22 protein-coding genes and 1 other RNA gene are annotated in these 26,362 nt (G+C 52.6%); 3 read left to right on the forward strand and 20 right to left on the reverse strand.

What is annotated here, in order from left to right; translation table 11 throughout:
* Positions 1-3 precede the first annotated feature (3 nt).
* The 3 genes from ACJJH9_RS14375 to yacG all read left to right on the forward strand — a co-directional run bounded on the left by ACJJH9_RS14375 (position 4) and on the right by yacG (position 1,902).
* Positions 4-882, forward strand: a complete 879-nt coding sequence (locus ACJJH9_RS14375; protein ID WP_444923183.1) for a prepilin peptidase — start codon at positions 4-6, stop codon at positions 880-882.
* Positions 883-944: 62 nt separating this feature from the next.
* Entirely contained in the window at positions 945-1,613 is a 669-nt protein-coding gene (gene coaE / locus ACJJH9_RS14380; RefSeq protein ID WP_444923184.1) for a dephospho-CoA kinase, read from the forward strand.
* A gap of 73 nt (positions 1,614-1,686) precedes the next feature.
* Positions 1,687-1,902, forward strand: a complete 216-nt coding sequence (gene yacG, locus ACJJH9_RS14385) for a DNA gyrase inhibitor YacG (RefSeq protein ID WP_444884061.1) — start codon at positions 1,687-1,689, stop codon at positions 1,900-1,902.
* A 53-nt stretch (positions 1,903-1,955) separates the two neighbouring features.
* Here yacG and mutT read toward each other — a convergent pair whose 3' ends face one another.
* From mutT to rnpB, 20 genes are all read right to left on the reverse strand, one after another.
* A complete protein-coding gene (gene mutT / locus ACJJH9_RS14390; protein ID WP_444900079.1) occupies positions 1,956-2,354 on the reverse strand; it encodes an 8-oxo-dGTP diphosphatase MutT in 399 nt (132 codons plus the stop codon).
* Positions 2,355-2,363: 9 nt separating this feature from the next.
* A complete protein-coding gene (argJ, locus tag ACJJH9_RS14395; protein ID WP_444923185.1) occupies positions 2,364-3,566 on the reverse strand; it encodes a bifunctional glutamate N-acetyltransferase/amino-acid acetyltransferase ArgJ in 1,203 nt (400 codons plus the stop codon).
* Positions 3,567-3,782: 216 nt separating this feature from the next.
* Positions 3,783-6,527, reverse strand: a complete 2,745-nt coding sequence (gene secA, locus ACJJH9_RS14400; RefSeq protein WP_444923186.1) for a preprotein translocase subunit SecA — start codon at positions 6,525-6,527, stop codon at positions 3,783-3,785.
* Between the two features lie 162 nt (positions 6,528-6,689).
* Entirely contained in the window at positions 6,690-7,625 is a 936-nt protein-coding gene (locus ACJJH9_RS14405; protein WP_444923187.1) for a M23 family metallopeptidase, read from the reverse strand.
* Positions 7,626-7,826: 201 nt separating this feature from the next.
* Positions 7,827-8,738 carry a UDP-3-O-acyl-N-acetylglucosamine deacetylase gene (lpxC, locus tag ACJJH9_RS14410; RefSeq protein ID WP_252082957.1) on the reverse strand — a complete coding sequence of 304 codons (912 nt, stop codon included), beginning with the start codon at positions 8,736-8,738 and terminating at the stop codon, positions 7,827-7,829.
* A gap of 428 nt (positions 8,739-9,166) precedes the next feature.
* On the reverse strand, positions 9,167-10,426 hold the full coding sequence (gene ftsZ, locus ACJJH9_RS14415; RefSeq protein ID WP_252082958.1) for a cell division protein FtsZ: 1,260 nt from the start codon (positions 10,424-10,426) through the stop codon (positions 9,167-9,169).
* Positions 10,427-10,514: 88 nt separating this feature from the next.
* On the reverse strand, positions 10,515-11,750 hold the full coding sequence (gene ftsA / locus ACJJH9_RS14420; RefSeq protein ID WP_252082959.1) for a cell division protein FtsA: 1,236 nt from the start codon (positions 11,748-11,750) through the stop codon (positions 10,515-10,517).
* Between the two features lie 112 nt (positions 11,751-11,862).
* On the reverse strand, positions 11,863-12,669 hold the full coding sequence (locus ACJJH9_RS14425; protein WP_444923188.1) for a cell division protein FtsQ/DivIB: 807 nt from the start codon (positions 12,667-12,669) through the stop codon (positions 11,863-11,865).
* A gap of 6 nt (positions 12,670-12,675) precedes the next feature.
* Complete coding sequence (gene murC / locus ACJJH9_RS14430) at positions 12,676-14,118, reverse strand: UDP-N-acetylmuramate--L-alanine ligase (protein WP_444925227.1); 1,443 nt, start codon at positions 14,116-14,118, stop codon at positions 12,676-12,678.
* A gap of 55 nt (positions 14,119-14,173) precedes the next feature.
* On the reverse strand, positions 14,174-15,271 hold the full coding sequence (gene murG, locus ACJJH9_RS14435) for an undecaprenyldiphospho-muramoylpentapeptide beta-N-acetylglucosaminyltransferase (RefSeq protein WP_444923189.1): 1,098 nt from the start codon (positions 15,269-15,271) through the stop codon (positions 14,174-14,176).
* A 4-nt stretch (positions 15,272-15,275) separates the two neighbouring features.
* Positions 15,276-16,502 carry a putative lipid II flippase FtsW gene (gene ftsW / locus ACJJH9_RS14440; protein ID WP_444923190.1) on the reverse strand — a complete coding sequence of 409 codons (1,227 nt, stop codon included), beginning with the start codon at positions 16,500-16,502 and terminating at the stop codon, positions 15,276-15,278.
* On the reverse strand, positions 16,499-17,881 hold the full coding sequence (murD, locus tag ACJJH9_RS14445; RefSeq protein ID WP_444923191.1) for a UDP-N-acetylmuramoyl-L-alanine--D-glutamate ligase: 1,383 nt from the start codon (positions 17,879-17,881) through the stop codon (positions 16,499-16,501). The genes ftsW and murD overlap by 4 nt, the downstream gene beginning before the upstream one ends.
* Positions 17,882-17,888: 7 nt before the next feature.
* Positions 17,889-18,974, reverse strand: coding sequence for a phospho-N-acetylmuramoyl-pentapeptide-transferase (gene mraY, locus ACJJH9_RS14450; protein WP_252082965.1), 1,086 nt, complete (start codon positions 18,972-18,974; stop codon positions 17,889-17,891).
* Entirely contained in the window at positions 18,974-20,353 is a 1,380-nt protein-coding gene (locus ACJJH9_RS14455; RefSeq protein ID WP_444923192.1) for a UDP-N-acetylmuramoyl-tripeptide--D-alanyl-D-alanine ligase, read from the reverse strand. The genes mraY and ACJJH9_RS14455 overlap by 1 nt, the downstream gene beginning before the upstream one ends.
* Entirely contained in the window at positions 20,350-21,879 is a 1,530-nt protein-coding gene (locus ACJJH9_RS14460) for a UDP-N-acetylmuramoyl-L-alanyl-D-glutamate--2,6-diaminopimelate ligase (RefSeq protein ID WP_444886948.1), read from the reverse strand. The genes ACJJH9_RS14455 and ACJJH9_RS14460 overlap by 4 nt, the downstream gene beginning before the upstream one ends.
* Positions 21,876-23,636, reverse strand: coding sequence for a peptidoglycan D,D-transpeptidase FtsI family protein (locus tag ACJJH9_RS14465; protein WP_444923193.1), 1,761 nt, complete (start codon positions 23,634-23,636; stop codon positions 21,876-21,878). The genes ACJJH9_RS14460 and ACJJH9_RS14465 overlap by 4 nt, the downstream gene beginning before the upstream one ends.
* 166 nt (positions 23,637-23,802) lie before the next feature.
* On the reverse strand, positions 23,803-24,078 hold the full coding sequence (ftsL, locus tag ACJJH9_RS14470) for a cell division protein FtsL (protein ID WP_444923194.1): 276 nt from the start codon (positions 24,076-24,078) through the stop codon (positions 23,803-23,805).
* 4 nt (positions 24,079-24,082) lie between these two features.
* Complete coding sequence (rsmH, locus tag ACJJH9_RS14475) at positions 24,083-25,015, reverse strand: 16S rRNA (cytosine(1402)-N(4))-methyltransferase RsmH (protein ID WP_444923195.1); 933 nt, start codon at positions 25,013-25,015, stop codon at positions 24,083-24,085.
* Positions 25,016-25,027: 12 nt separating this feature from the next.
* Positions 25,028-25,471, reverse strand: coding sequence for a division/cell wall cluster transcriptional repressor MraZ (gene mraZ, locus ACJJH9_RS14480; protein WP_252082971.1), 444 nt, complete (start codon positions 25,469-25,471; stop codon positions 25,028-25,030).
* A gap of 465 nt (positions 25,472-25,936) precedes the next feature.
* Positions 25,937-26,304, reverse strand: an RNA gene (gene rnpB, locus ACJJH9_RS14485) — RNase P RNA component class A.
* Positions 26,305-26,362: the final 58 nt, after the last annotated feature.

Here is a 26,362-nt window from a genome sequence, read left to right on the forward strand (position 1 = left end):
TTCATGTCAGAAATTTTACCTAATAGTCCAGCACTGCTTATAGGCAGCGCTTTTATTTTGGGCCTACTTATAGGCAGTTTCCTCAATGTCGTTATCCTGCGCCTACCAGTGATGATGGAGCGTGAATACAAGCGGGACTTTTACAGCTATTTTGACTCAAAGCCTGACAAGGTCGAGCAAGAGGAGCTGAATAAGCCGTTCAATCTGGTGTTGCCCCACTCCCATTGCCCCAAGTGCAAAACCGAGATTAAGCCCTGGCAAAATATTCCCGTAGTCAGCTACTTACTTTTACGTGGCAAATGCGGCTCCTGCGGTACACCGATATCCAAACGCTACCCTTTGATTGAGTTGGCTACTGGAATTCTCACCGCAGTAGTGGTTTGGCAGCTGGGCTTTACTTGGCAGGCGCTGGCAGGCTGTGTTTTTACTTGGGCTTTAGTCGCACTAACCGGTATCGACTTCGATAAGCAGTTATTACCAGACAGCATTACCCTGCCGTTGCTCTGGGGCGGCTTACTGATAAACCTTTGGGGTATTTTTGTTCCACTGCAAGATGCCGTTATTGGGGCTATCGCAGGCTATCTTTCTTTGTGGCTAGTGTTTCATATCTTTAAGCTGGTTACCGGCAAGGAAGGTATGGGAGCTGGGGACTTCAAGATACTCGCAGCTATCGGGGCCTGGTTTGGCTGGCAGATGCTGCCTCTGGTAATTCTGCTCTCTGCCGCAGTTGGTGCTATAGCGGGTATTTCCTGGAGCCTGGCGGCTGGACGGGATCGCAGCCTGCCGATTGCCTTTGGTCCTTATCTGGCCGGTGCCGGCTGGATTGCTATGCTATGGGGTGAGCAGATTGTTGCTTGGTACCTGAGTATTTCCGGCCTATAGATAGCCAGTAATACCAGCTATTTTCAGGGCTCAATTAGCCCATTTGAGGCAAGTGAATTACCATGAACCCGGTCACTCATTGGCCGGGTTTCTTATTTTTAGCTCCAAATTTTTTATTGCAAGGGGACAAGCCATTGTTTCGAGTAGGCTTAACTGGAGGTATCGGCAGTGGCAAGTCCGCCGCCGCGGGGTACTTTCGCGAGCTGGGCATTCACGTGGTAGACGCTGACTGGGCCGCAAGGATAGTGGTGCAACCTGGCAGACCTGCATTAGAGCAGATAGCCCGTCACTTTGGCGCAAATGTATTACTAGAAAATGGTGAGTTGGATCGAGCGCAACTGCGTGTCTTAGTGTTTGATCAGGATGAAGAGCGGGCCTGGCTGGAAAAGCTATTGCACCCTTTGATACGCGAGGAAATCATTACCTCGCTGGAACAGAGTTCTAGCCCTTACGCGATACTGGAGTCACCACTATTGATCGAATCCGGCCAATATCAGCTGGTAGATAGAATCTGCGTGGTAGATTTGCCGGAAAGCTTACAGCTGGAGAGGGCCAGCGGTAGAGATGAAAATCACCCAGAACAAATACGCAAAATTATGGCGGCACAGCTTAACCGACAGGAGCGCCTGGCCAAGGCTGATGATGTGCTGGACAATTCTATAGGATTGACGGAGTTACGCAGCCAGGTACAAGCTTTGCATCAGAAATATTTGCAATTAGCGAAGTCTTAGCACGACTCTACTAATGTAAAATAATAGACCCCGAGACTACCCCAAACATCGAAGAAGCTGTACCAAACCTAATATGCCCAAGCCAAAAGAAGCCCCAAGCCTAAACTGCCCCACCTGTAAAAAGCCGATAGAGTGGAGCGATAAGTTTCCATTTAAACCTTTTTGCAGCGAGCGTTGCAAATTAATTGATCTTGGCGAGTGGGCCAGTGAGGGGCACAAGATACCAGGCGAGTCTATTTATGATGACGTTTTGAGTGATGACCTGGACCCGAGCAAGCAGCGCCATTAAGCAACGCTATATGATGACAGCCTATGCACAAGCCCTGCATAGGCATACTCAATTTATACTTCCGCGGTCTTTATGGCTGCAATAATCGCCTGGTTGGCATCTGGGAACTGATAATTGTTTAGTTCCTGTACCGCCACCCAGGCGGTCTCCTGCCCCTCACGCCCCTGAGCCTCACCGGAAAATGCCGTTACCTGCCAGGTATCGAGAAGTACGGTCTTTTCCGCATACTCATGCTGGATTTCCACCAGGGGCTGTAGCTGATCAACCTCAATTGCCACCTCCTCAAGTAGCTCACGGGTCAGGGCCTGCTGTACGCTTTCCCCTGACTCCACCTTACCACCAGGAAATTCCCAGCGCCCGCCCATATGTAAGTGATCGGGGCGGCGGGCAATTAAAATTTTGCCATCGCTGCGACGGACTACACCAACAGCAACATGAATAACACGACTCACAACAACTCCTCAGGTGCGATATTCAGCGTTGATGGTGACATACTCGTGGGAGAAGTCACAGGTCCAGATATGCTCACTGGCGTTGCCACGGCCCAGCTCTATACGAATGGTGAATTCAGGCTGAGAAAACACCTGCTCGCCTAACTCTTCCCGATAGTCCACCGCGCGACCTCCGGCCTGTACTACCTGCACAGTATCCAGGTAAATATTGACCTTTTCAGTATCCAGACTATGAGTTATTGCATTGCCAACAGCCATCACCAGACGGCCCCAGTTGGGGTCTGAAGCGTAAAGTGCAGTCTTTACCAGAGGGGAGTTACCCACTTCGAAAGCAACTTTAAGAGCTTCTTCACTACTCTCTGCACCTTCCACCTGAATCGTGACAAATTTGTTGGCCCCCTCACCATCCCGAACCACATCCTGGGCCAGCTCAATATGCACCTGGGTAATAGCTTCCATCAATGCGCTATAACCTTCATCAGCAGGGGAATGGATAGGCTTGCCTTTTACTCCACTGGCAATGAGTACACAAGCATCATTGGTAGAGGTATCGCCATCTACACTGACGCGATTAAAGGAGGCATTTACGGCCTCCTTCACCATTTGATCCAGTAAAGGCTGGGCGATGCAGGCATCAGTGGCGACATAGGCCAACATGGTCGCCATATTTGGCTGAATCATGCCGGATCCTTTGGCGATCCCCACCACTGTAATTTCTTCACTGCCAATTTTTAGGAGGCGCTGAGCTTTTTTCGGACGGGTATCCGTTGTCATAATGGCTTTTGCTGCCCGCTCCCATCCGCTTTCGATTAGCTCTGCAGCAGCGCTGGGGATAGCATCCAATAAACGCTGCAAAGGCAGATGCTCACCAATCACCCCAGTGCTAAATGGCAATACCTGCTCTGTTCGAACATTCATCGCTGCAGCTACTGCTGAACAGCAAGCCCTGGCATCGCTTAGACCACGCGCGCCTGTGGCCGCATTGGCGTTACCCGCATTAACCAGCAAGGCACGGATATTGCCCTGTGCGATATGCTCTTTGGCTACCAGTACCGGCGCCGCACAGAAGCTGTTCTGGGTGAAGGTGGCCGAGACCGATGCACCCTCGGCGACCTCTATTAACAACAGGTCATCACGGGACCAATCTTTGATCTTGGCTGGAACACTGGCAAGGCGAATCCCTTTTACGGGAGGAAGTAATGATTCAGGCATATCTGTTCGACTCTAGCACCGGCTTCGGCTCTATTAGTTAAAGCTAGCTGTAGGTAGAAAAGCGCCATTATTAGATCCTCCCTCTTTCGAATCAACAATTATCCGCACTTAATGCGGATAAAAATATAAATTCCGCAGAATATTTTCTTGCTAGACGAAAAAATACCCCGCATATAGCAGGGCATTTTCTAACTTAGGCACTAAAGTCTGCAGGCCTTAGCTCTGGGTAGAGGAAGCCAGCTTACCGTGGCACTGCTTGTATTTCTTGCCAGAACCGCAGGGGCATGGGTCATTACGGCCAACCTTGGGTCCGCGGCGCTCTGGCACAGGTGCCGCCTGCTGCTGTGGCTGGCCTTCAGGAAGCGCGGAGGCCTCGGCATGCTGAAGCTCCAGCTGCTGCTTACGCTGCTCTTCCAGGCGGCGCTGCTCCAACTCGTCCATTTGCTCTCGGGTCATAGGTTCCACATGGGCCAGGATACGCACCACCTCGTGCTTGAGGTTTTCCAGCATACTCTGGAAAAGGTGGAAAGACTCGCGTTTGAACTCCTGCTTGGGGTTCTTGTTGGCGTAGGCACGCAAACCAATACCCGCTCGCAGGTGGTCCATGCTGGAGAGGTGCTCCTTCCACAGCTGATCCAGCACTTGCAGCATAATCTGGCGTTCCACCGTCGGCATCAGATTGGCATCGCCAGAAGATTCACTGATGCGCTCCACCTTGGTGGCGTAAGCGGCTTGAGCTTCGGCAACAACCTTCTCGCGCAGCGTCTCCTCATGCAGATTGCGGTCTTCATCCAACCATTTCTGAATAGGCAGCTCAATGCCCAGTTCACCAGCCAACTGCTGTTCCAGTGCCGGGATATCCCACTGCTCCTCAACACTCTGTGGCGGTACAGAAGCGGAGATAATTTCATTCACAACATCTTCGCGAATAGCGTTGATGGTATCACTGATCTGACCGGCTTCTAGCAGCTCATTGCGCTGGCTGTAAATCACCTGGCGCTGATCATTAGCCACATCATCATATTCCAGCAGCTGCTTGCGAATATCGAAGTTGCGCCCTTCAACGCGACGCTGGGCTTTTTCAATCGCATTGGAGACCATGCGGTGCTCAATAGCCTCGCCGCGCTCCATTCCCAACATCTGCATAAAGTTCTTCACCCTATCGGAGGCGAAGATACGCATTAGATTATCTTCCAGAGACAAGTAGAAACGGGTTACACCGGGGTCACCCTGACGCCCGGCACGGCCGCGCAGCTGGTTGTCGATACGACGCGACTCGTGACGTTCGGTGCCGATAATATGTAAGCCGCCAGCCTCGATCACCTGCTCGTGGCGCTTCTTCCACTGCTCCTTTACCTTGGCCACTTCGGCCTCACTCAAGTCACTACCTTTCTCCTGAGTGAGCGCCTCGGCCTCAGCCTCCCAGTTACCACCCAGAACGATATCAGTACCGCGACCGGCCATATTGGTTGCAATGGTGACAGTACCGGGACGGCCAGCCTGAGCAATTATTTGTGCTTCACGTTCATGGTATTTGGCATTTAGTACCTGATGCTTGATGCCCGCCTTTTGCAACATGCGCGACATCTCTTCAGAAGTCTCGATAGAGGCAGTACCTACGAGGATCGGTGCCTGCTTATCACGGCAGAACTTAATATCCTCGATAATGGCGTCCATTTTTTCTTCTTTGCTCAGGTAGACCAGGTCGTTGAGGTCATCCCGCTGAATATTCTTATTAGTGGGGATCACTACCACATCCAGACCATAAATCTGCTGGAATTCAAACGCTTCAGTGTCTGCGGTACCTGTCATACCAGAGAGCTTTGGATAGAAACGGAATAAATTCTGGAAGGTAGTGGAGGCTAGCGTCTGACTTTCAGACTGGATCTGAACACTCTCCTTGGCTTCCAGCGCCTGATGCAAACCCTCGGAGAGACGACGGCCCGGCATAGTACGGCCGGTGTGCTCATCGATCAGGACAACCTGACCGTTTTGCACGATATAGTCCACGTCCCGGTTAAACAGTACCTGGGCACGCAATGCGGCATGCACATGGTGCAGCAGGCCCAGGTTACCAGGGGCGTAGAGCGATTGATCTTCTTTCATCAAGCCGCTGCGAGACAGCAGCTCTTCCACCAACTGATGCCCCTGCTCGGTCAGCTCTACCTGGCGGGTCTTCTCATCTACGGTGTAGTGTCCCTCACCACCTTCTTCGGCACGCTCCAGCTGTGGAATCAGCTTATTCATGGCCAAGTAAAGGTGAGAGGAATCTTCCGCCGCACCAGAAATAATCAACGGGGTACGCGCCTCATCGATAAGGATTGAGTCCACCTCATCCACGATGGCGAAATTTTGTGGGCGCTGGGTACGATCTTCCTTACGTAACACCATATTGTCACGCAGGTAATCGAAGCCAAATTCGTTGTTGGTGCCGTAAGTAATATCGGCTTGATAGGCGGCTTTTTTATCGTCAGGGTGCTGCTGGGAGATAATCACCCCAACAGTCAGCCCGAGAAATTCATAGACTGGGCGCATCCAATTGGCGTCGCGGGATGCCAAGTAATCGTTGACCGTAACAATGTGCACGCCCTTGCCTTCGAGCGCGTTCAAATAAGCCGGTAAGGTCGCTACCAGAGTCTTACCTTCACCGGTACGCATTTCCGCGATACGACCTTCATGTAGAGTCATACCACCGATTAGCTGTACATCGAAGTGACGCATACCCATTGTGCGCCGACCCGCTTCACGCACTGCGGCGAAAGCTTCCGGCAGCAGCTGGTCTAGAGTTTCCCCATCTGCAATACGCTTTTTAAACTCTTCTGTTTTGGCACGAAGAGCTGCATCATCCAGCTTCTGGAAATCCTCTTCCAGCGCGTTGACTTTTTCCACGACGCGTCGCATGCGCTTCAGCTCGCGGTCATTTTTTGTACCAAAGACCGATTTAATCAGTTTGCCAATCATTATCTAGAAACCACTTATCTTATGTGCGCTATCGGCGCTAATGCTGGGCAGATATTGCACCGATACTCCTTTATGCGAGGGGTGCAAGTAAACAGGAAGGCGTAAGCGCTGGCAACTCTTATGCCAAGCTGCCAGCAATTACGCGTAAAGGAAGGATAGTTGTTATCTGCCTGTACGGCGGATATAGCTGGCCGGGTCGACCGTGCGATTGTTCTTAAAGATCTCAAAGTGTACATGGGGACCAGTGGAACGCCCACTGGACCCCATTTGGGCAATCACCTGCCCTTTCTTAACTACATCACCGAGCCCAACATTGAGTTCACTGTTATGGCCGTAGCGGGTGGAATAACCATTACCATGATTGATTTCCACCATATGTCCGTAGCCGTGACGCTCATCAGCCCAGGTAACAACACCGGCGGCTACAGATACTACGTCTGACCCCATCTTACCGGCAAAGTCCACACCTTTATGCCAAGTGCGGCGCCCAGTGAAAGGGTCGGTGCGATAACCATAGCGCGAGGACATCCAGCCTTTGGTGATCGGGCGCCCGGCAATAAATTGCTCATCCTCGAGCTGCAGGTTTGCCATCAGGGACTCGAGCGTATTGAGCTGCATTTGGCGATCATCTACTTTGTGAGACAAGTCACCAATGACTTCGAGAAACTCGGGGGGTTGATAGGGTAAATCTGAAGCTCCGGCGATGCCGGGATCTTCCGGACCACCCACTGCAGGCACAGCGCTAAATTCAAACTCGCCCTGATCGAGATTGGCCGCTGCGGTTAGGCGCTCACCCACAGCATCTAATCGGGTAAGGCGCGCCTGCAATTCAGCCAGTTTTACCGTGAGCGCAGCAAGTTGCTCGTGAGCCTCGCGATCGGCCTCCTCAATTTCCTGCTGCTGCTTACGTAAAGCGCGCTCCCAAGCCTTGGCTGTACGCGCATCAAATAAATCAGTTTTGGTCACGGGAAGATTGGCACCCAGGAAGAGGGCACCAACCGGGAGGCCCAAGAGGCACAAGCTCAATAGCGCCTTGCTCAGCCCACCAAAGTTGAAGCTGCGGGTTGCACCGCGCTCATTGACCAGAATTACTTTCATAACAAGCAGGAGAAGTCCGATATCTTGTAATTTTGCTGTCTCTGTAAGTGAGACGAGGCTCCAGTGCAATACCTCACACTAAAAGACCGGTCATCCAAATACCCAAAGGGAAACAAGGTTACCAGAATTACCCCAACCCTCTCTGGCGAATCTGTCACGTAAAAAAGCCGGCAATAAAATGCCGGCTTTTTTATTGAGAGTTTAAACTGCCAGTATTGGCTTAACGTAGGAAATTGGAGCTTCTTGCTCTCCCTCGAATGTCACCATCTCCCATGCGTCCTTTTGGGTCATCAAATGACGCAGAGACTTATTGTTCAAGGAGTGGCCGGATTTAAAGGCTTTGAACTCACCGATCAGGCTGGTACCCAGAAGATAAAGGTCGCCAATGGCATCGAGAATTTTATGTTTCACAAATTCGTCTTCATAACGCAATCCACCTTCATTCAGAATGCGGTACTGGTCAATCACGATGGCGTTATCCACAGAGCCACCCTGAACCAAACCCTTAGAGCGCAGGTACTCAATTTCGTGCATAAATCCAAATGTACGCGCACGACTCACCTCTTTCACAAAAGAAGTGCTAGAGAAGTCTACGGAAGAGGTTAGGTTACGCCCCTGGAATACCGGGTGGTCAAAGTCGATGGTAAAGGAGACCTTGAAACCATTGAAAGGCAGGAAGCTGGCTACTTTATCGCCCTCTTCCACGGTAATCGGCTTCTTAATACGCAGGAATTTCTTCGGCGCAGATTGCTCCTGAATACCAGCGGACTGGATCAGGAACACAAAAGGACCGGCACTGCCGTCCATAATCGGTACTTCCTGGGCGGACAATTCGACAATCGCATTATCGATACCCAGGCCCGCCATCGCTGAGAGCAAATGCTCCACGGTAGCGATGCGAACATCACCCTTGACCAGGGTAGTGGAAAGTAGCGTATCGCCCACATTCTCTGCGCGGGCTTCAATTTCGACCACCGGGTCCAAGTCCGTTCGACGGAACACGATGCCGGTGTCTACGGGAGCCGGCTTCAAGGTCAGGATGACCTTTTTGCCAGTGTGCAGACCTACGCCAGTGGCGCGAATAGCATTTTTAAGCGTGCGCTGTTTGATCATGAAACTATCTTTTCCCAGTCGGTGGTCTACGCAAAACGCGCAGCAAGCCGCCGATATTAGCACAATTGCGACGCCAATACCAATTGTAGGCGTGTGGTCAACTTAACACGCCGCCACCGTCCTTCTAAGGATAGTTTAAATAAAGATTGGAGCGCCACATCTCAGTCGCTGAGACAGCATTTTAAGACCATGAGCGCCGGGATCACTGTAAAAAATTGTTAATTAAACTCTTACTTGCCTATTTCCTTACCCCATATAGCTGAGAGTAACCCTGATAGCAGGTCTTATGGAACTGGGCAAACTTCTGATTTAGCAATACCCAAAGTGATATCAAATACAAAATTCTGCGATAAGCCGCCCCGCAGAGGCGACACCCAACAATAAGCTGGGTGGACATGAGCGGTGTACTGCCTCTGCGGCGGCTACTCTCAGTCTGCCTGGCGGCGCAGGAAGGCCGGAATATCCAAATATTCCATATCGGCATCAGCAGAACTGAGCGACGGAGCGGGGCGCTTGGGGCGCTCTACATCCACCCGAGGACGGGTGTCGGCCGCACTCTCACGAGAGACTAGCCCTGCAGCACCGTGGCTTTCACGCATATCGCGCATATCCCGGCTCTCACGCATGTCTCGAGTCTCGCGAACATCGCGGGATTCACGCACTTCTGGACGACGTGTGTTATCTACCACTTTAGCCGGGCGAGCCGCAGGAGTTCCCTCACCCAAGCCAGCGGCTACTACAGTCACCCGCATTTCATCACCCAGCTTATCATCCACCGCCGTACCAATAACCACTGTGGCCTCATCAGAGGCGATCTCTTGCACGATCTCACCCACTTCGGAGTATTCACCCAAGGTCAACTCCTGACAGCCAGCTTCTTCACTGCCGGTAATAATGTTGACCAAAATACCACGTGCACCAGCAAGGTTAACGTTATCCAACAGCGGGCTGCGTACAGCCTTCTCCGCCGCTTCACGAGCGCGATTCTCGCCAATGGCAGAGCCGGAGCCCATCATCGCCATACCCATTTCAGACATCACCGTGCGTACATCGGCGAAGTCCACATTCATAATGCCGGGGCGGATCATCAGATCGGCAATACCCTGTACCGCTCCGAGTAACACGTTGTCAGCCTCTTTATAGGCAGACTTCATGGTGATTTTGCTACCCAATACTTCCAGCAGGCGATCGTTAGGGATAGTAATCAGGGAGTCCACTTTGTCGCGCAGTTCGAGAATACCCTCTTCGGCTACGACAGTGCGCTTGCGGCCTTCAATTTTGAACGGGCGAGTAACAACAGCCACGGTGAGAATGCCGAGCTCTTTGGCAATCTCGGCTACAATCGGCGCTCCACCGGTACCAGTGCCGCCCCCCATGCCAGCGGTAATAAACACCATATCAGCACCGCCCAAGACTTCAGCGATGCGATCGCGGTCTTCCAGAGCGGACTGACGACCGATATCGGGATTGGCCCCAGCACCTAGTCCACGGGTAATCGTATTACCAAGCTGTAGGATAGTTTGCGCTTCAATATCTTTCAGCGCCTGAGCGTCAGTGTTCGCGCAGATAAAGTCTACGCCCTCCACGTCGCTGGCAATCATATGCTTAACAGCATTGCCACCGCCGCCGCCGACTCCTATTACCTTGATGACAGGTTTATCCTGTACGCTATCAACTAGCTCGAACATCGCTGTTCCCCTTTCTTGCTCATGTCGAATTTTACAGCCACGCCTAAAAAAAATCCCTTATGGGACGGCTAATTCTGGTTGCATGCTATTACAAGTTTCCACGAAACCAGTGCTTTACTTTGTCCCACCACTGATTATCGTTACGCACGGGCTGAGTTTTTCCCTCTGCAGCCTCTTCTTGCTGCATTGCGTACATCAATAATCCAACTCCGGTGGAGTAAATTGGATTGCTCACGATATCGCTCAATCCAGAAATTCCTTGAGGCACTGCGAGACGTACCGGCATATGGAAAATTTCCTCAGCCAGCTCTACCGCACCCTCCATTTTTGAAGAGCCTCCTGTTAAAACCACCCCTGCTGCGCACAGATCTTCAAATCCACTGCGGCGCAATTCCGCCTGCACCAGAGTAAACAGTTCGTCATAGCGCGGCTCTACTACTTCAGCCAGGGCCTGACGGGACAAATCCCGGGGTTCCCGATCTCCGACACTCGGTACTTTTATGGTTTCACCTTCCCGCGCAAGTTTTGCCAGAGCACAGGCATATTTTATTTTTAAATCTTCGGCGTGCGGTGTCGGGGTACGCAATGCCATCGCAATATCGTTAGTCACCTGATCCCCAGCGATGGGAATCACTCCAGTATGGCGAATTGAGCCACCGGTAAATACAGCAATATCGGTGGTGCCCCCACCGATATCCACCATACATACCCCGAGCTCTTTCTCATCTTCAGTCAGTACCGCGTAACTGGAAGCCAGCTGTTCGAGAATGACATCCTCCACTTCAAGACCACAGCGGCGGATACACTTCTCAATATTTTGTGCCGCATTGACGGCACCACTGACTAAATGCACCTTTGCTTCGAGGCGCACACCAGACATCCCCAGAGGCTCTTTTACCCCTTCCTGGTTGTCGATCAGGTATTCTTGCGGCAGCGTATGTAAAATTTTCTGATCCGCGGGTATAGCAACTGCACGAGCTGCATCAATTACCCGATCCAAATCCTGTTGGGTTACTTCACGATCTTTAATAGCCACAATGCCGTGAGAATTGAGACTGCGAATATGGCTGCCCGCGATACCGGCATACACAGAGTGAATTTCACACCCCGCCATGAGTTCTGCTTCCTCCACCGCACGCTGAATAGATTGCACGGTGGATTCAATGTTTACCACCACACCTTTTTTCATCCCGGTGGAGCGATGGGAGCCAATACCAACAATATTAAGGTCCCCGTTAGCAGATACCTCACCAACGATGGCAACCACCTTGGAGGTGCCGATATCCAGCCCAACAATCATGCGCTGATCGGATACTTGTGTCATTTTTGTGCCAACCTCGCTAGGCCATACCCCGGCTTTCCTTTCATTATCAACCGGATCAGCGCCTTCGCTTTTAAACTTTATCTTTCCACAGCGGCTAGTGCCGCGTCCCTGTTTACTCTTGCTCGTTCTTCCACTGAACCGCTACCGCGTTACCGTAACGAGTATCTACCTCGGCTACTTTTTGTAAATAAGGAGCAAGTAACCCGCGACTCAAAGTGAGAAAGCGGTTAACACGCTCCAGCAGTGCCTCATGACCGAGTTTTAATTCAATTCCCGACATCAACTCCAGATGCCAGCCACTAAGGTCATCAAATGACAAGCGCTTCACTTCCATATCCCGCGTAGTCAAAAGCCCCGCAAGCGCTTGGTATTGGGACATAATTTGCCCAACCAACTCTTCATCCCCGGCGAGCTCGGGTAGTTTACCCACCTGCATTTGTTTCGGCCGTGGCAGCAGTGCACCACTGGCAACCAACAAACGATCACGGCCCCAGATGGCAAGTGGCTGCGCCTCGCTGACTTCAACAACAACGTCTTTGGGCCAGCGGCGACTTATGGAAACCTTGGTAATCCACGGTTTCTCCAGTAATGCTGCACGCATCGCGCGGATATCAACAGAAAAAAAACCCGCTTGCAAATACGGCAGTAAAATTTCTTTAATCTGCTCTTCAGTTACAGCATTAAAGGTTCCGCGAACCTCAACTTGCTCCAGTGCATCAACTCGACTGAGCTGAATCGCCGGTAGGTGCTGCCACAACCAGTAGCCCCCACTAAGCAGCCCACCAAGCAAGAACATAAAGACACTGGTAAATAACCAGGGGCGCCAGTGGAATCCCCGCTTCTCTCTCTCTTTGAGAGGGCTGGCACCACGAACCGGGGCCCGCTGAGCCCCTGTATTTTTTTTTTGTGCAGACCTCACTACCACTCAAGCCTCGAGGTCTTTCTCACCCAGGCGCCATTCCGCCAACCTCTGTGAAAGAGCCCCAACATTACCCGCGCCCTGAGTCAGAACCACATCGCCAGGTTCCAGTAGATCAGCCAGGATTGGGGGAACCTGATCAACGGTTTCGACAAAAATGGGATCGACCTGGCCTCGATTGCGCAGGCTACGAGCCAAAGTCCGCCCATCCGCGCCGGCTATCGGTGCCTCCCCAGCACTGTAAACATCCAGCAAAATTAGTTTATCCACCTCGGACAGCACCTGAACAAAATCCTCAAACAGATCTCGGGTTCGGGTATAGCGATGCGGTTGGTAAACCATCACTAAGCGCCGATCGGACCAGCCGTCACGTACAGTCCTGATGGTTGCTGCCACTTCCCTTGGGTGGTGGCCATAATCGTCCACCAGCATCACTTTTTCTGCGTTACTGTCGTCACTAATAGAGAAATCTCCATAAATTTGGAAGCGACGACCGACTCCTTGGAAACCTTGTAATCCCTTTTTAATAGCTTCATCACCGATACCCTCATCGGTAGCGACAGCAATTGCCGCAGTAGCATTCAATACATTGTGGATACCAGGAGTATTTACCGAGACCTCAAGCAGATCACCCGCCGGGCGCTGCACTTTAAAATGGCTTCGCAACGGCTCCTGTTTAACCTCGACAATGCGGAAATCATTGCCCTCAGCAAACCCATAAGTCAGCACCGGCCGGGAAAACTTGGGTATTACTTCCTGCACATTGGCATCATCACCACAGACCACAGCAAGGCCATAAAAAGGCAGGTTATGAACAAAATCAATAAAGATCTGTTTGACCTTTTCAAAGTCCCCGCCATAGGTTTCCATATGGTCCGCATCAATATTCGTGATCACCGTCACCATTGGTTGCAGGTGAATAAAAGATGCATCACTTTCATCTGCCTCGGCGATTAGATAACGACTTTCGCCCAATGCCGCATTGGCACCTGCCGAATTGACCAAACCGCCAATCACAAACGTCGGATCTTTTTTATCCGCAGCAAAAATCGAGGCTATCAGGCTGGTAGTTGTAGTCTTTCCGTGTGTACCCGCCACGGCAATACCATAGCGATAACGCATCAGTTCCCCGAGCATTTCCGCACGGCGCACCACCGGAATTCGGTTTTCGTGGGCGGCGACCAACTCTGGATTGTCGTCATGCACGGCCGAAGAGTTAACAACCACATCGACACCGCGGATATTTTCCGAACTGTGTCCAATTTCAACCCTAACACCGAGCTTTTGCAGACGGTCTGTTACAGCTGATTCGCGCAAATCGGAACCAGAAACCTCGTAACCCTGATTCTGTAGCACTTCAGCAATGCCGCTCATGCCTGCACCACCCACTCCGATAAAGTGGATGCGACGAATGCGGCGCATCGTCGGTACAGCATAACTTTTTTCCATATTGGCACGCTCAGAAGCCATACTCTCTAACCTTGATCCACTCATTTTTTATTTGCTATCTGACAAGAGCCAGCTGTTCAGCGCAGGCACCTACTACCTGCTCGGTTGCATCAATTTTTGCCACACTGCGCGCAGCTTTCGCCATCGCAAGCAACGCTTGAGGGTCTGAGAGAAGCTTCTGCAATAATTCTGACAGACTCTGTGCATCCATGGCGCTCTGCTGAATTACCACAGCACCACCGGCATTCTGTAACCACTCGCCATTGCGTGTCTGATGATCATCAATCGCAAAGGGAAAAGGCACCATAATTGCGCCCACACCAGCGGCAGCGATTTCCGACACAGTCAGCGCCCCGGAGCGACAAATGATCAAATCTGCAACGCTATAGGCATCGGCCATATTCGCAATAAAAGGTACAACCTCTGCCTCTACTCCCGCAGCTTTATAAGCCTCTTGGGCCAACGCTGTATGACGTTCACCCGCCTGATGAACCACTTTCGGCCGTAGGGATAACGGCAAAAGAGCCACAGCTTTTGGCACCAGCTCATTAATTGCCACAGCGCCGAGACTGCCACCGAGCACCAGCAGGCGCAGTGGTGCCTCATTTCCGATACGCTGTTGCGGCTCAGGCAAACTCGCAATCTCAGTGCGCACCGGATTGCCGACCTGCTTAGCACCAGGCAAACCACTGGGGAAAGCCTCCAATACCCTACTCGCGATTCGAGCAAGTAGGCGGTTAGTGGTACCGGCAACCGCATTCTGCTCGTGAATAATCAGCGGAATTCCACTGAGTCGTGCTGCTACACCACCGGGACCGGTGGCAAAGCCACCGAACCCGAGCACCGCATCTGGTGCTACCGCCCTTACCACGGCACGGGCCTGGACCACCGCGCGAAAAATCTGCAGAGGTGCCTTGAACAAGGCCAATTTGCCTTTGCCACGCACGCCCTCCACACGAATACAGTGCAGTGGAATATTCGCCTCGGGAATTAAACGCGCTTCGATACCGCGCTGTGTACCCAGCCACTCAACACTGGCACCGCGCTCCTGCAAGGCTTTTGCCACTGCCAGTGCTGGAAATACATGGCCACCGGTACCTCCGGCCATCAGTAAAAACTTCTTATTGGCGAAAATTTTTTCTTCATGGGACATCAGACTACCTCCCCACTACCATGCCAGCACTGGTGCGGCGCCGGGCAAAAATTGGCAACTTCCCAAACAAACCAGGACTTTCCTCACTATCCCCGGCTTGCCCAAATTGCCCTCGCAATTCAGTGCGAATCCTCAAAGCCAACCCCAATAGGGCACAGCAAATAATCAAACTACTACCACCGGAACTGACAAACGGCAGGGTTAGCCCCTTAGTCGGTAACAACCCTGAAGCCACTCCCATATTCACAAAAGCCTGGCCAGCAATCTGTATTGCCATGCCAAATGCCAGTAAAGCAGCAAAAAATTTTTGTTGTGCCAGGGCTTCACGGACCAAACGCAATAGCGAACAGGTCAGGAGCACAAAAAGCCCAACAACAACCAAGCCGCCAAACATGCCCCACTCCTCGGCGAGGATGGCAAAAATAAAGTCGGTATGGGCCTCGGGCAGATAAAACAGTTTTTGCACGCTATTACCCAGCCCCACACCAAACCATTCACCACGACCAAAAGCGATGAGCGATTGGGTCAACTGATAGCCACTGGCAAATTGGTCTCCCCAGGGGTCTAGAAACGTTAGCAGGCGCTGCAAACGATAGGGGCTCATCAGCGCCATCAAGGCCAAACCGCAAGCCGCTGCCGCCACGAGTAAAAACGTGTGGGGTAAGCGTGCACCACCCAAAAACACCATCGCCAGCACTGTGCCGGAAAGTACTACCACAGAGCCGAAGTCCGGTTGCAATAACAGTAAAAAAGCAACCATCGTGAGAATAACCACCGGTACCATAAAGCTGCTCCAGTGGTGTAATTGCTTGCTGCGCCGGGTTAGAAAACTGGCAAAAAATACCAGCATGCAAAACTTCGCCACTTCTGCAGGTTGGATAGTAATTCCCGCAAACACCAACCAGCGTCGACTACCATTTACCTCTCGACCAATACCTGGCACCAATACCACGATTAAAAGCAGACAGGAAAACAGTAACAGTGGCCAAGATAGGCGCGACCAAATAGCCAATGGGATCTGGCTTACCAATAACGCCGCAATTGCCCCAATTAACAAGAATACCAAGTGACGCTTCAGGAAATACCAAGGGTCTGCATAAATATCTGTAGCAAAAGCGATCGACGCTGAAGCCACCATCACAACGCCGATGCTCACCAGCGCCAAAACGCTAAAAGGTAAAAGAGCATCGAGAAAATCACGCCTGCTATTTAGGGAGGGCAATTCACTCATTGTCCCTCCCGTGAGCACTCACACAGCGTCGCTACAATATTGCGAAAGTCTTCACCACGCGCTTCAAAATTGCGATACATATCAAAGCTGGCACACGCCGGGGAGAGCAACACGTAGTCTCCGCTATGCGCCAAAGTTCGGGCCTTACTCACAGCATCCGCCATAGAATCAGCGCTGAGTGTGCTGCACTGGCCAGCAAACACGCTGGCAATTTTGTCGCCATCAACACCGATTGAAACCACTGCACGCAGGGAGCCTGCGCTTTTCTTCAATGCGGAAAAGTCTGCACCTTTACCATCTCCACCTGCGATTAAAACTATTTTACGGGTTGAGGTCGCCAATCCATCCAGCGCGGCCTGAGTTGCACCTACATTAGTGCCCTTAGAGTCGTTGACATAAGTTACGCCATGTAAATCCGCCACGCGCTCACAGCGATGTGCCAAGCCAGGAAAACTACGCAGCACCGACAGCATTGCCGCCACAGGCAGCCCCACTACAGTACCCATGGCCAATGCAGCCAGAGCATTGGCAATATTATGCTTGCCCACCATCGCCAGCTCATCGACCGGCAATAACTTCTCACTTCCTTGAGCCAACCACTCACGCTCCCCAGATAAGCACACACCAAACTGTTTTAAGTCCGGTCGATCAAGGCCGAAAGTCCACTCACGCCGCTCGCGCGACAGAGGTCCCTGGCTCAGGGGGTCATCGCGATTAACCACAAATACTTCTGCACCGCGATAAATCCGTTGCTTCGCCCGGTGATACTCCAACATACTGGGATAGCGGTCCATATGGTCCGCACTCATATTCAAAACAGTCGCTACTGTTGGAGTGAGGGAATAAGTTGTCTCCAATTGGAAACTGGAAAGCTCCAGTACAAACAACTCCGGTAAGGGGTCATCCAATAAATCGAGTACCGGTACGCCAATATTGCCACCCACCCGCACAGAAATGTTGGCGGCTTCAGCCATTCTGCCAAGTAGTGTCGTGACCGTGCTTTTGCCGTTAGAACCAGTAATCGCGGCCAATTTCGCTTTAGACTGCTTTCGCAGTAAAGCCTGGGCAAATAATTCAATATCACCAACAACCGGAATACCCTCGGCAACGGCCTTTTGCAAAACCGGCTCCGCCAAGGGCACACCTGGGCTGACAATAATTAAACTGGTCGCAAGTAAAGTGTCTGGACGTAGCGGGCCGGTTTCCACCACGACCCGAGGAAACTCCTCCTGAAAAGCCGCAAGCCCTGGAGGGTTATCACGGCTATCCACCACCACCGGGGTATGACCATGACGCAGCAGGTAGCGCACCACCGATTGCCCGGTAGCGCCCAGTCCAATTACTACTTTGTGCTGCGAAGAAGTCGCGATCAGGCTCATTGTATTTTTATCGGAGTTTCAGTGTTGCCAGTCCAGCCAGAACCAGAATTACCGTGATAATCCAGAAGCGCACGATTACCCTCGGCTCGGGCCAACCTTTCAATTCAAAATGGTGGTGCAACGGGGCCATGCGGAAAATACGCTTACCCGTCAACTTGAAGGACGCAACCTGCAGGATGACTGAAACGGTTTCCATCACGAACACGCCCCCCATAATAAACAGTACAATCTCGTGGCGAGTGATCACCGCAATGATGCCCAGTGCCGCACCCAGGGCCAGGGCACCCACATCCCCCATAAACACCTGCGCCGGATAGGTGTTAAACCATAGGAACCCTAAGCCTGCACCGCACAGAGCGGCACAAAATACGGCGAGTTCCCCCGCACCAGCAATCGCAGGAATATGTAGATAATCGGCAAATTCCGCATGTCCAGATAAATAAGCAATAATTCCCAGTGCCCCGCCTACCATCACCGTAGGCATAATTGCCAGGCCATCAAGACCATCGGTCAGATTAACCGCATTACTGGAACCCACCACTACAAAATAGGTCAGCAAAATAAAGGTGACGGGCCCAAGATTAATAGCGACGTCTTTAAAGAAAGGCACAAAGAACTGGGTTTCCGCCGGGCTGGTCGCACTCATAAATAAATATATGGCCGCCCCTAAACCGGCAATGGACTGCCAAAAATATTTCCAGCGCGCGATGAGGCCGCGGGGGTTCTTGTGTACAACTTTTTTATAGTCATCGACAAAACCTACCGCGCCGAAGACAAAGGTCACCAGTAATGTGACCCACACATAGCGATTACCAAGATCCGACCATAGCAGCGCCGAAGCAAAGATCGAGGCGAGAATCAGGGTGCCGCCCATAGTGGGCGTACCGGATTTACTCAAATGTGTTTCAGGGCCATCGTCGCGAATCGCCTGCCCCACTTGTAAATGGTTCAGCCAGTTGATCATGCGTGGCCCAACAATCAGGGAAATCCCCAGTGCGGTAAGGGCCGCAAGAATTGCGCGGACAGTTAAATAATTGAACACCGAAAAGGTGCTCACATGTTGTTGTAATAATTCCGCCAGCCAAAGCAGCATTACGACTCCCCTCTGCTGTTGCCAAGCAGGGCCTGAGCGACCAGTTCCATACGGGCACTACGAGAACCCTTCACCAAAACAGTGGTGTTGTTATCTAATTCATGGGCCAGAGCTGCGATCAACGGCTCCCGCTCCCGATAATTCTGCAGGGGCTCATTGCCCCCATGGCTAAATGCCAAGCTGGCAGCAGTGCCTAATGGTCCCAGGGTAAACAGCGCATCAAGCCCACGCTCTCGCGCGAGATCACCTACATCGCGATGCATATCCTCAGCATCCGGCCCCAACTCCGCCATGTCCCCAAGCACCAGGATTCGTTTCCCTGGTCGTTGTGCCAAAAGCTCAATAGCCGCACCCACAGAACCCGGATTCGCGTTGTAGCTGTCGTCGATAACTGTGGCCCCAAAAATACCGCGCTGCTCCTGCAAGCGGCCGCTGACACCTCTCAGGCTTGATAGCCCCTGAACAATTTCTTTTGCCGATATCCCCGCGGCAAAAGCACAGGCTGCCGCTACTAGAGCGTTGTGCACGTTGTGCTCTCCAAGTAGCTGAAGCTGCAACGGGTAGCTAAGCCCTTCAATCACTAGGTCAAATCCGGCACAGCCACTATTATTCAGGACAATATTTTCCGCAAAGATTTCACATTGGCTGGCAAGCCCCACCTCTAAAGTGCGCACACCTTCGGGCATTCGCCCGCGCCAATAGTCTGCGTAATTATCATCGGCATTGATAATTGCGGTTCCACCGACATCCAACCCTGTATAAATTTGACCTTTGGCTTTGGCGATGGCGTCAATAGAACCAAACCCTTCAACATGAGCGGGCATAACATTATTGACGGCACTCACTTGTGGCTTGCCGATACTACACAGATAAGCAATATCGTCAGGGCCATTCGCCCCCATCTCCAAAATCAGTACATCGTGCTCTTCGCTGAGACCGAAAAGGGTTATCGGCAAACCGTACTGGTTGTTTAGGTTGCCGGCGGTCACACAAGGTGTGTGGCGTTGGGAGAAAATCGCCGATAGCATTTCCTTAACCGTGGTCTTGCCACAGGAACCAGTAATCGCAATTACTGGACCAGAGAATTTTTCACGACACAGCAGACCAATTTGTCCGAGTGCTACGGTAGTATCTTTCACCCGCCACTGAGGCAGGCTGCAACCCCGAACCTCCCGATCAACAACTAAGCCAAGTGCCTGACCATCAAGCTCTCCGACAAAATCATGAGCATCGAAATTGTCACCAACCAATGCAACAAACAGTGCTTGGGGATTTAACTTACGAGTATCTGTGCACACCTCAGAAAATTCGACCGAGCCATTGATCAACTCGCCACCGAAGCGTTCTTGCAGTTGCTTAAGAGTTAACGACCCAATCACTGGGCTTCCCCCTTCATTCCTTCAACCTTGAGGGGCTTACCCATACGCCGCAGCAACGCCGAAGCTGCCTGCTCGCGATCGCAAAAATGAATTTTTTCGCTGCCGATAATCTGGTAATTCTCATGGCCCTTACCAGCGATCAGCACTATATCTCCCGGCTGTGCCGCAGCCACTGCCTGGCCAATAGCCTTGGCCCGATCAATTTCTACTTCAATATTACTGGCAGCACCTTCGAGGATATCGTCGATAATTTTTTGCGGCTCTTCACTGCGGGGGTTGTCGCTGGTAACAATGGCCCGATCAGCCATTTCCGAAGCAATACGCCCCATTGAAGCGCGCTTGCCAGTATCACGATCACCGCCACAGCCAAATACACACCACAATTTCCCACGGCAATAAGGGCGTGCAGCGGCCAACGCCGCTCGCAGCGCATCTGGAGTATGGGCGTAATCGACCAACACACCCACTTCATAGACACCTTCGACTTGAACTCGCTCCATACGACCGGGTACCCCCTGAATAGAGGGAAAAACCGTGAGAATTTCCTCGAACGGCATACCCGCCGAAGCAGCAGCAGCGATAACGGCAAGTGCGTTATAAATATTGAAATCGCCAATCAGCGATGCATTGAGTTCACCGCTCCCCCAGGGAGAACTTAGCTGGACAGAAAAGCCTTTTTCATGACGGCGTAAATCTGTCACATGCAGGTCGCCCGCCTGCAGGCCATAGGTCAATACACGCAACCCGCGCAATCTGCAACGCTCCGCCAGTTGAGCGCCGAAAGGGTCATCCAGGTTTATAATGCCGCGCTTTAATTTTGGCAGGCCAAATAATTTTTCTTTGGCAGCCCCGTAGGCTGCCATATTGCCGTGATAATCCAGGTGGTCGCGGGAAAGATTGGTAAAAATTGCGGTATCAAAAATAAGACCATGTACTCGGCCCTGTGACAGGGCATGGGAGGAAACTTCCATCGCCGCAGCACCTACTCCGCGTCGGCAAAAATCGGCAAAATCCTCCTGTAGCCGCACAGGGTCAGGAGTTGTGAGCCCCGTCTCATGCAGCTCAATCACCCCGTGATTCCATATGCCATTACCAATGGTACCGATCAGGGCAGCGCTGCCAAAATGCCGAGCCAATAACTGGGAGGTGAGATAAGCGCAGGTAGTTTTACCATTGGTGCCGGTCACTCCCACCAAATGCATTTTTCCGCTGGGATTATCGTGGAAGCGCGCGGCTATTTCCCCCACCCGCTTAGCAAGCCCGGGTACGGTAACCACAAGGATATCCTTGTGGGTTTTACATTCCAGTTTGTCCCCATCTGCCAACACTACGGCAGCGCCAGCTTCTATTGCGGCATCAATATATTCCCGCCCATCCACGACAGAGCCGCGCAGCGCCATAAAAGCATCGCCAGCTTTCACCTTGCGGCTATCCAGAGCTACACCACTAACAGGTACATCGGGTATGCTCGCGTATCCGGGCACCAATTCCTGCAGGGAGATAAATGATTGTTCGCGCTGAGTCACGACTTTGAACCCCTTCCGGTTAACTGCGCGGCTAACTGCCGTTCCGCCGGCTCTTTAAGCTCTGGCGGCACTTGCAGCAGGCGCATAGCCCCAGCCATCACAGCGCCAAATACCGGCGCTGCCACTTCACCGCCGTAGTACTTCGCCTGGCTGGGATCGTCTATTACTACAACCGCGGCAAGGCGCGGCTTGTCTGCGGGAATAAATCCCGCAAATACTGAGCGGTAGCGATTATCGGCATAACCACCACTACCAACCTTGTGAACAGTGCCAGTCTTGCCCGCCACTCGGTAACCCTCTACAGCGGCTTGACGGCCAGTGCCGCGGCTGCCAATTACGGTCTCCAGCATGGCGCTCACATCCTTAACGAGCGGCCCTTCTACTACCCGCTGCGCCTCAGAATCGGGCTTATCCTCAGATAGAATCAGGGAAACCGGACGTTTAAGCCCACCGTTAGCCAACACGCTGTAGGCCTGGGCCAATTGCACCCCATTCACGGTTAAACCGTAGCCGAAGGCAAAATTAGCCCGCTCGATCGGGTGCCAGCGGCTGCGACTAGGTAGGATTCCCGGCGTCTCACCAGGAAAACCACTGCCAACCGCCTCCCCCAAACCCAGGCGGTAAAAGAGTTCTCGAAGCGTATTTGGTTCCAAATCCAGGGCAATTTTTGTAATACCCACCTGACTCGACTTGGTGATAATGCTGGTTAGATCCAACTTGCCGTAGTTGACCGGATCCACCAAAGTTTTACCGGGCACGCGGATATAACCCGGGCTTGTATCTATTTCGGTATGGGGCTTGTAGCGACCTGTCTCCAGCGCCGCCAATACCGTCAAAGGCTTTACCGTAGAGCCCGGCTCAAACTGATCAATCAGAGCTCGATTGCGCATGGCCGCCGCCCTAACTCCCTTGCGGTTATTGGGGTTAAAAGAGGGCTGGTTAGCCATAGCGAGGACATCGCCACTGTGGATATCCAAAATCACCATAAAACCGGAAGCGGCACCATTTTCTGCCACAGCACTTTTTAATTCCCGATAGGCGAGGTATTGCAGACGCATATCAATCGAGAGGCGCAACTCCTGACCGGGTTGAGCCTCTCTCTGAATAGCCAGTTCTTGCACCGTGCGACCTTTCAGGTCCTTAACCACCTGCTGCGCACCTGGCTCTCCGGACAACCAGTTATCGTAAGCAAGCTCAATGCCCTCCTGACCGCGATCGTCGATATTGGTAAAGCCCAATAGCTGCGCAACCACCTCGCCGGCGGGATAGAAGCGGCGGTATTCCTTTTTGCTGTAGACACCGGGCAAATCGAGAGACAAGACCCGCTCCGCCTGCTCTGGGGTCAGGTGGCGACGCAGATACATAAATTCCTTATTGCGGTATTTTTCCAGGCGCGCGGTCAACTTATCCGCCTTTAACCTCAGCGTCTTAGCCAGTTGCTTTACTTGTTCGGGACTGCTCTCGCGCAATAATTTGGGATTGGCCCAGAGGCTGTGCACCGGGGTGCTGACCGCTAACAGCTCTCCATTGCGATCGACAATGGAACCCCGATAGGCGGCTATCTCCTCGGTACGGATGGTGCGCGCGCGCCCCTGATCCTGCAGGAAGCGATATCCCCGTTCTGCTGCAGGAACCACCTGTAACCGCGCCAAGTGAGACACCAGTGCCAGGGCGAGCAGGCACAACAGAACCGCTACCAGCACAAAGCGCCAGCGAGCGATTCCCGGTTGAACTTGCTTTTTCTTTACTGCGCCCATAATTTTCCAATTTGGCGTTATATTGTCATCCTGAGGGCAAACCTCTTAGCGGGGCGATTTAACCGGTACCCCGACAGCGCATCGATAAACAAATTTTCTTATGCTTATTAAGTCAAATTCCGGTGTACACTGCCTAAAAGAGCCGCCTACACTCCGACCGAGCCAATCACTCCACTGGCACCAAGATCTGCTCTGAAGGGCTCGGCATGCGCATTTTTAATTCTTTCCGGGCCACTTTCTCCACACGGCTATAGGCAGACCAGGCCCCCCGCTCAAGCAGCAGGCGCTCCTGCTCATAACGCAATTCATCGCGGGTCTTTTGTGCGCGGCCTAGCTCTGCGGTCAATTCTCTGCTGCGCTGAGTCGAATACACCACTGCCAACGCCGAGGAAATTGCACCCACCCAGAGCACAGCAATGCCAAGAAACGACCGTATAGGCACAGAATCAGCACCCACCCTGCTTTTCGGCAACCCGCATCACCGCACTGCGCGAGCGCAGGTTTTCATCCACCTCAATGGTGTTAGCCTTGACCGCTTTGCCCACTGAACGCAGGGGCTTGGCGATTTGGCTATCCATTACCGGAAGTCCGCGCGGCAATTTGGGTCCGCGCTCTTTTTCGCGGATAAAGCGCTTGACCATGCGATCCTCCAGCGAATGGAAGCTGATAATCACCAACCGGCCTCCCGGCGCGAGCAGCCGCAGAGACTTTTCCAATGTGCTCCGCAGGTCATCCAGCTCACCATTCACATGAATGCGAATAGCCTGGAAGACTCGAGTAGCCGGGTGCTTGCCCTTTTCCCAAGCTGGGTTGGCTGCCTTCACTACCTCAGCCAAATCCAAAGTTCGCTCGAAGGGCTTTTCAGTGCGGCGGCGAACGATGGCTGCGGCCATTCGCCGCGCGAAACGCTCCTCGCCATATTCTTTAAACACCCGGACCATCTCATCCTCGGCCTCGGTATTCACCCACTGCGCTGCGCTGATACCCCGGCTAGTATCCATACGCATATCCAGCGGCCCGTCCTGCATAAAGCTAAAGCCGCGCTCAGCCTGATCCAACTGGGGCGATGAAACCCCTAAGTCCAACAGGATTCCGTTAACACTTCCCGCCCTCTCGCCAACAGCGAGATCCATATCGGCAAAGGAGCCGTGCCAAATTGAAAAGCGCGGCTCAGCAGCAAAACGCTGCTGCGCATAGTCAATCGCCTGGGGGTCTTTATCCACAGCCAACAATTGCCCCTTGGGGCCCAGTTGTTCGAGGATCGCAGCGCTGTGTCCACCGCGCCCAAAGGTCCCATCCACATAGAAACCTTCGGTGTCAGTCACCAGAGCGTCCACGGCCTCGCGCAACAACACACTGCGATGCAATTCTTGAGACACTCGGTGTACTCCTTATAAAGAAAGGGAAGCCATTTCCTCGGGCATTCCCTCCTCGTCGTCACTATTATCGAGCCAGGACATCCATCGCTCCTCGCTCCAAAGTTCTAATTTCTTGCCCTGCCCCACGAGCATCAGCTTTTTCTCCAGCCCCGCATATTCGCGCAGAGTAGGAGGGATCAAAACGCGGCCATTGCCATCCACCTGCAGCTCACAGGCATAACCAATCAGTAATCGCTGGGCCCGGCGCGCCACCTTATTAAAGCTGGGAAGAGCCTCGACTTTAGGTAAAATTTGCTGCCACTGCGGCGCCGGATAGACCAGCAGGCAACGCTCCTCTGTATGAGCTGTGATCACCAGGCTACCGGCGCACTCCTCCAGCAAGCGGTCGCGGACCTTCGCCGGTATCGCCAGACGCCCCTTGGCGTCCATATTGATTGCATGGCTGCCTAAATACACTTTGTGAGTTCACTCGCTCTGCTAGGCGATTGTCGCGGTAGACCCCTTCATCCAGCGGGCCGATAGCGGGAAAAATTTAAACTTACGCCGCACTGTGTAAATGCCCACTTACCGGCGACGAATAAACCACAAAGTTCCACGAATTTCCACTTTTACCCACTCTCGACACTATAAAACTGGTCGACACAAAGTCAAGGAAATCGACCGCAAAGTCCGCATAAACCCCAGTAAAATCGGGGTCTACAGCAAAGATGGGAGTAATGACATATAAATCACTGTCACAAAGCAACAAAATGGAGTGGGCACCCACTTACAAAATAGTCAACCATATTAAACTAGCCGCCACGGCACCAGTAAGCGCGCCACGATCAAAAACAGAGGTACATCCGTTCCATTCTCCGCCAAAGGCTATGCCAAGCTAGAGGGAACAAAATAAAAAGCCCGGCGAATGCCGGGCTTTAGAAATGTGTGAGCTGGCCTGTAAGCCGGGTTCTGTCGAGGACAACCATTCATCTGGGATGCCTGTCACCAGACACCTCAAGCGACCTACCCGCCCTCAGTGCGGGTCACACCTATAGAGGGCCTATTTGGTCTTGCTCCGAACGGGGTTTACCGTGCCGCGGACTGTTACCAGCCGCGCGGTGCGCTCTTACCGCACCCTTTCACCCTTACCTGTGCTTCCCCAGACCAAAATCGAGGGAAGCCATCGGCGGTCTACTCTCTGCTGCACTTTCCGTAGGCTCGCGCCCCCCAGGCGTTACCTGGCGTTCTACCCTATGGAGCCCGGACTTTCCTCCATCGCACAAGGCGACAGCGATTGCCCGGCCAGCTCGCGGCGAAGAGTAATGAGGCGACAGCCGGAATGCAACAGGCATTTTCCCTGAACCGCGA

It is taken from the genome of Microbulbifer mixtoriginis (SeqCode) (genome assembly GCF_052466715.1).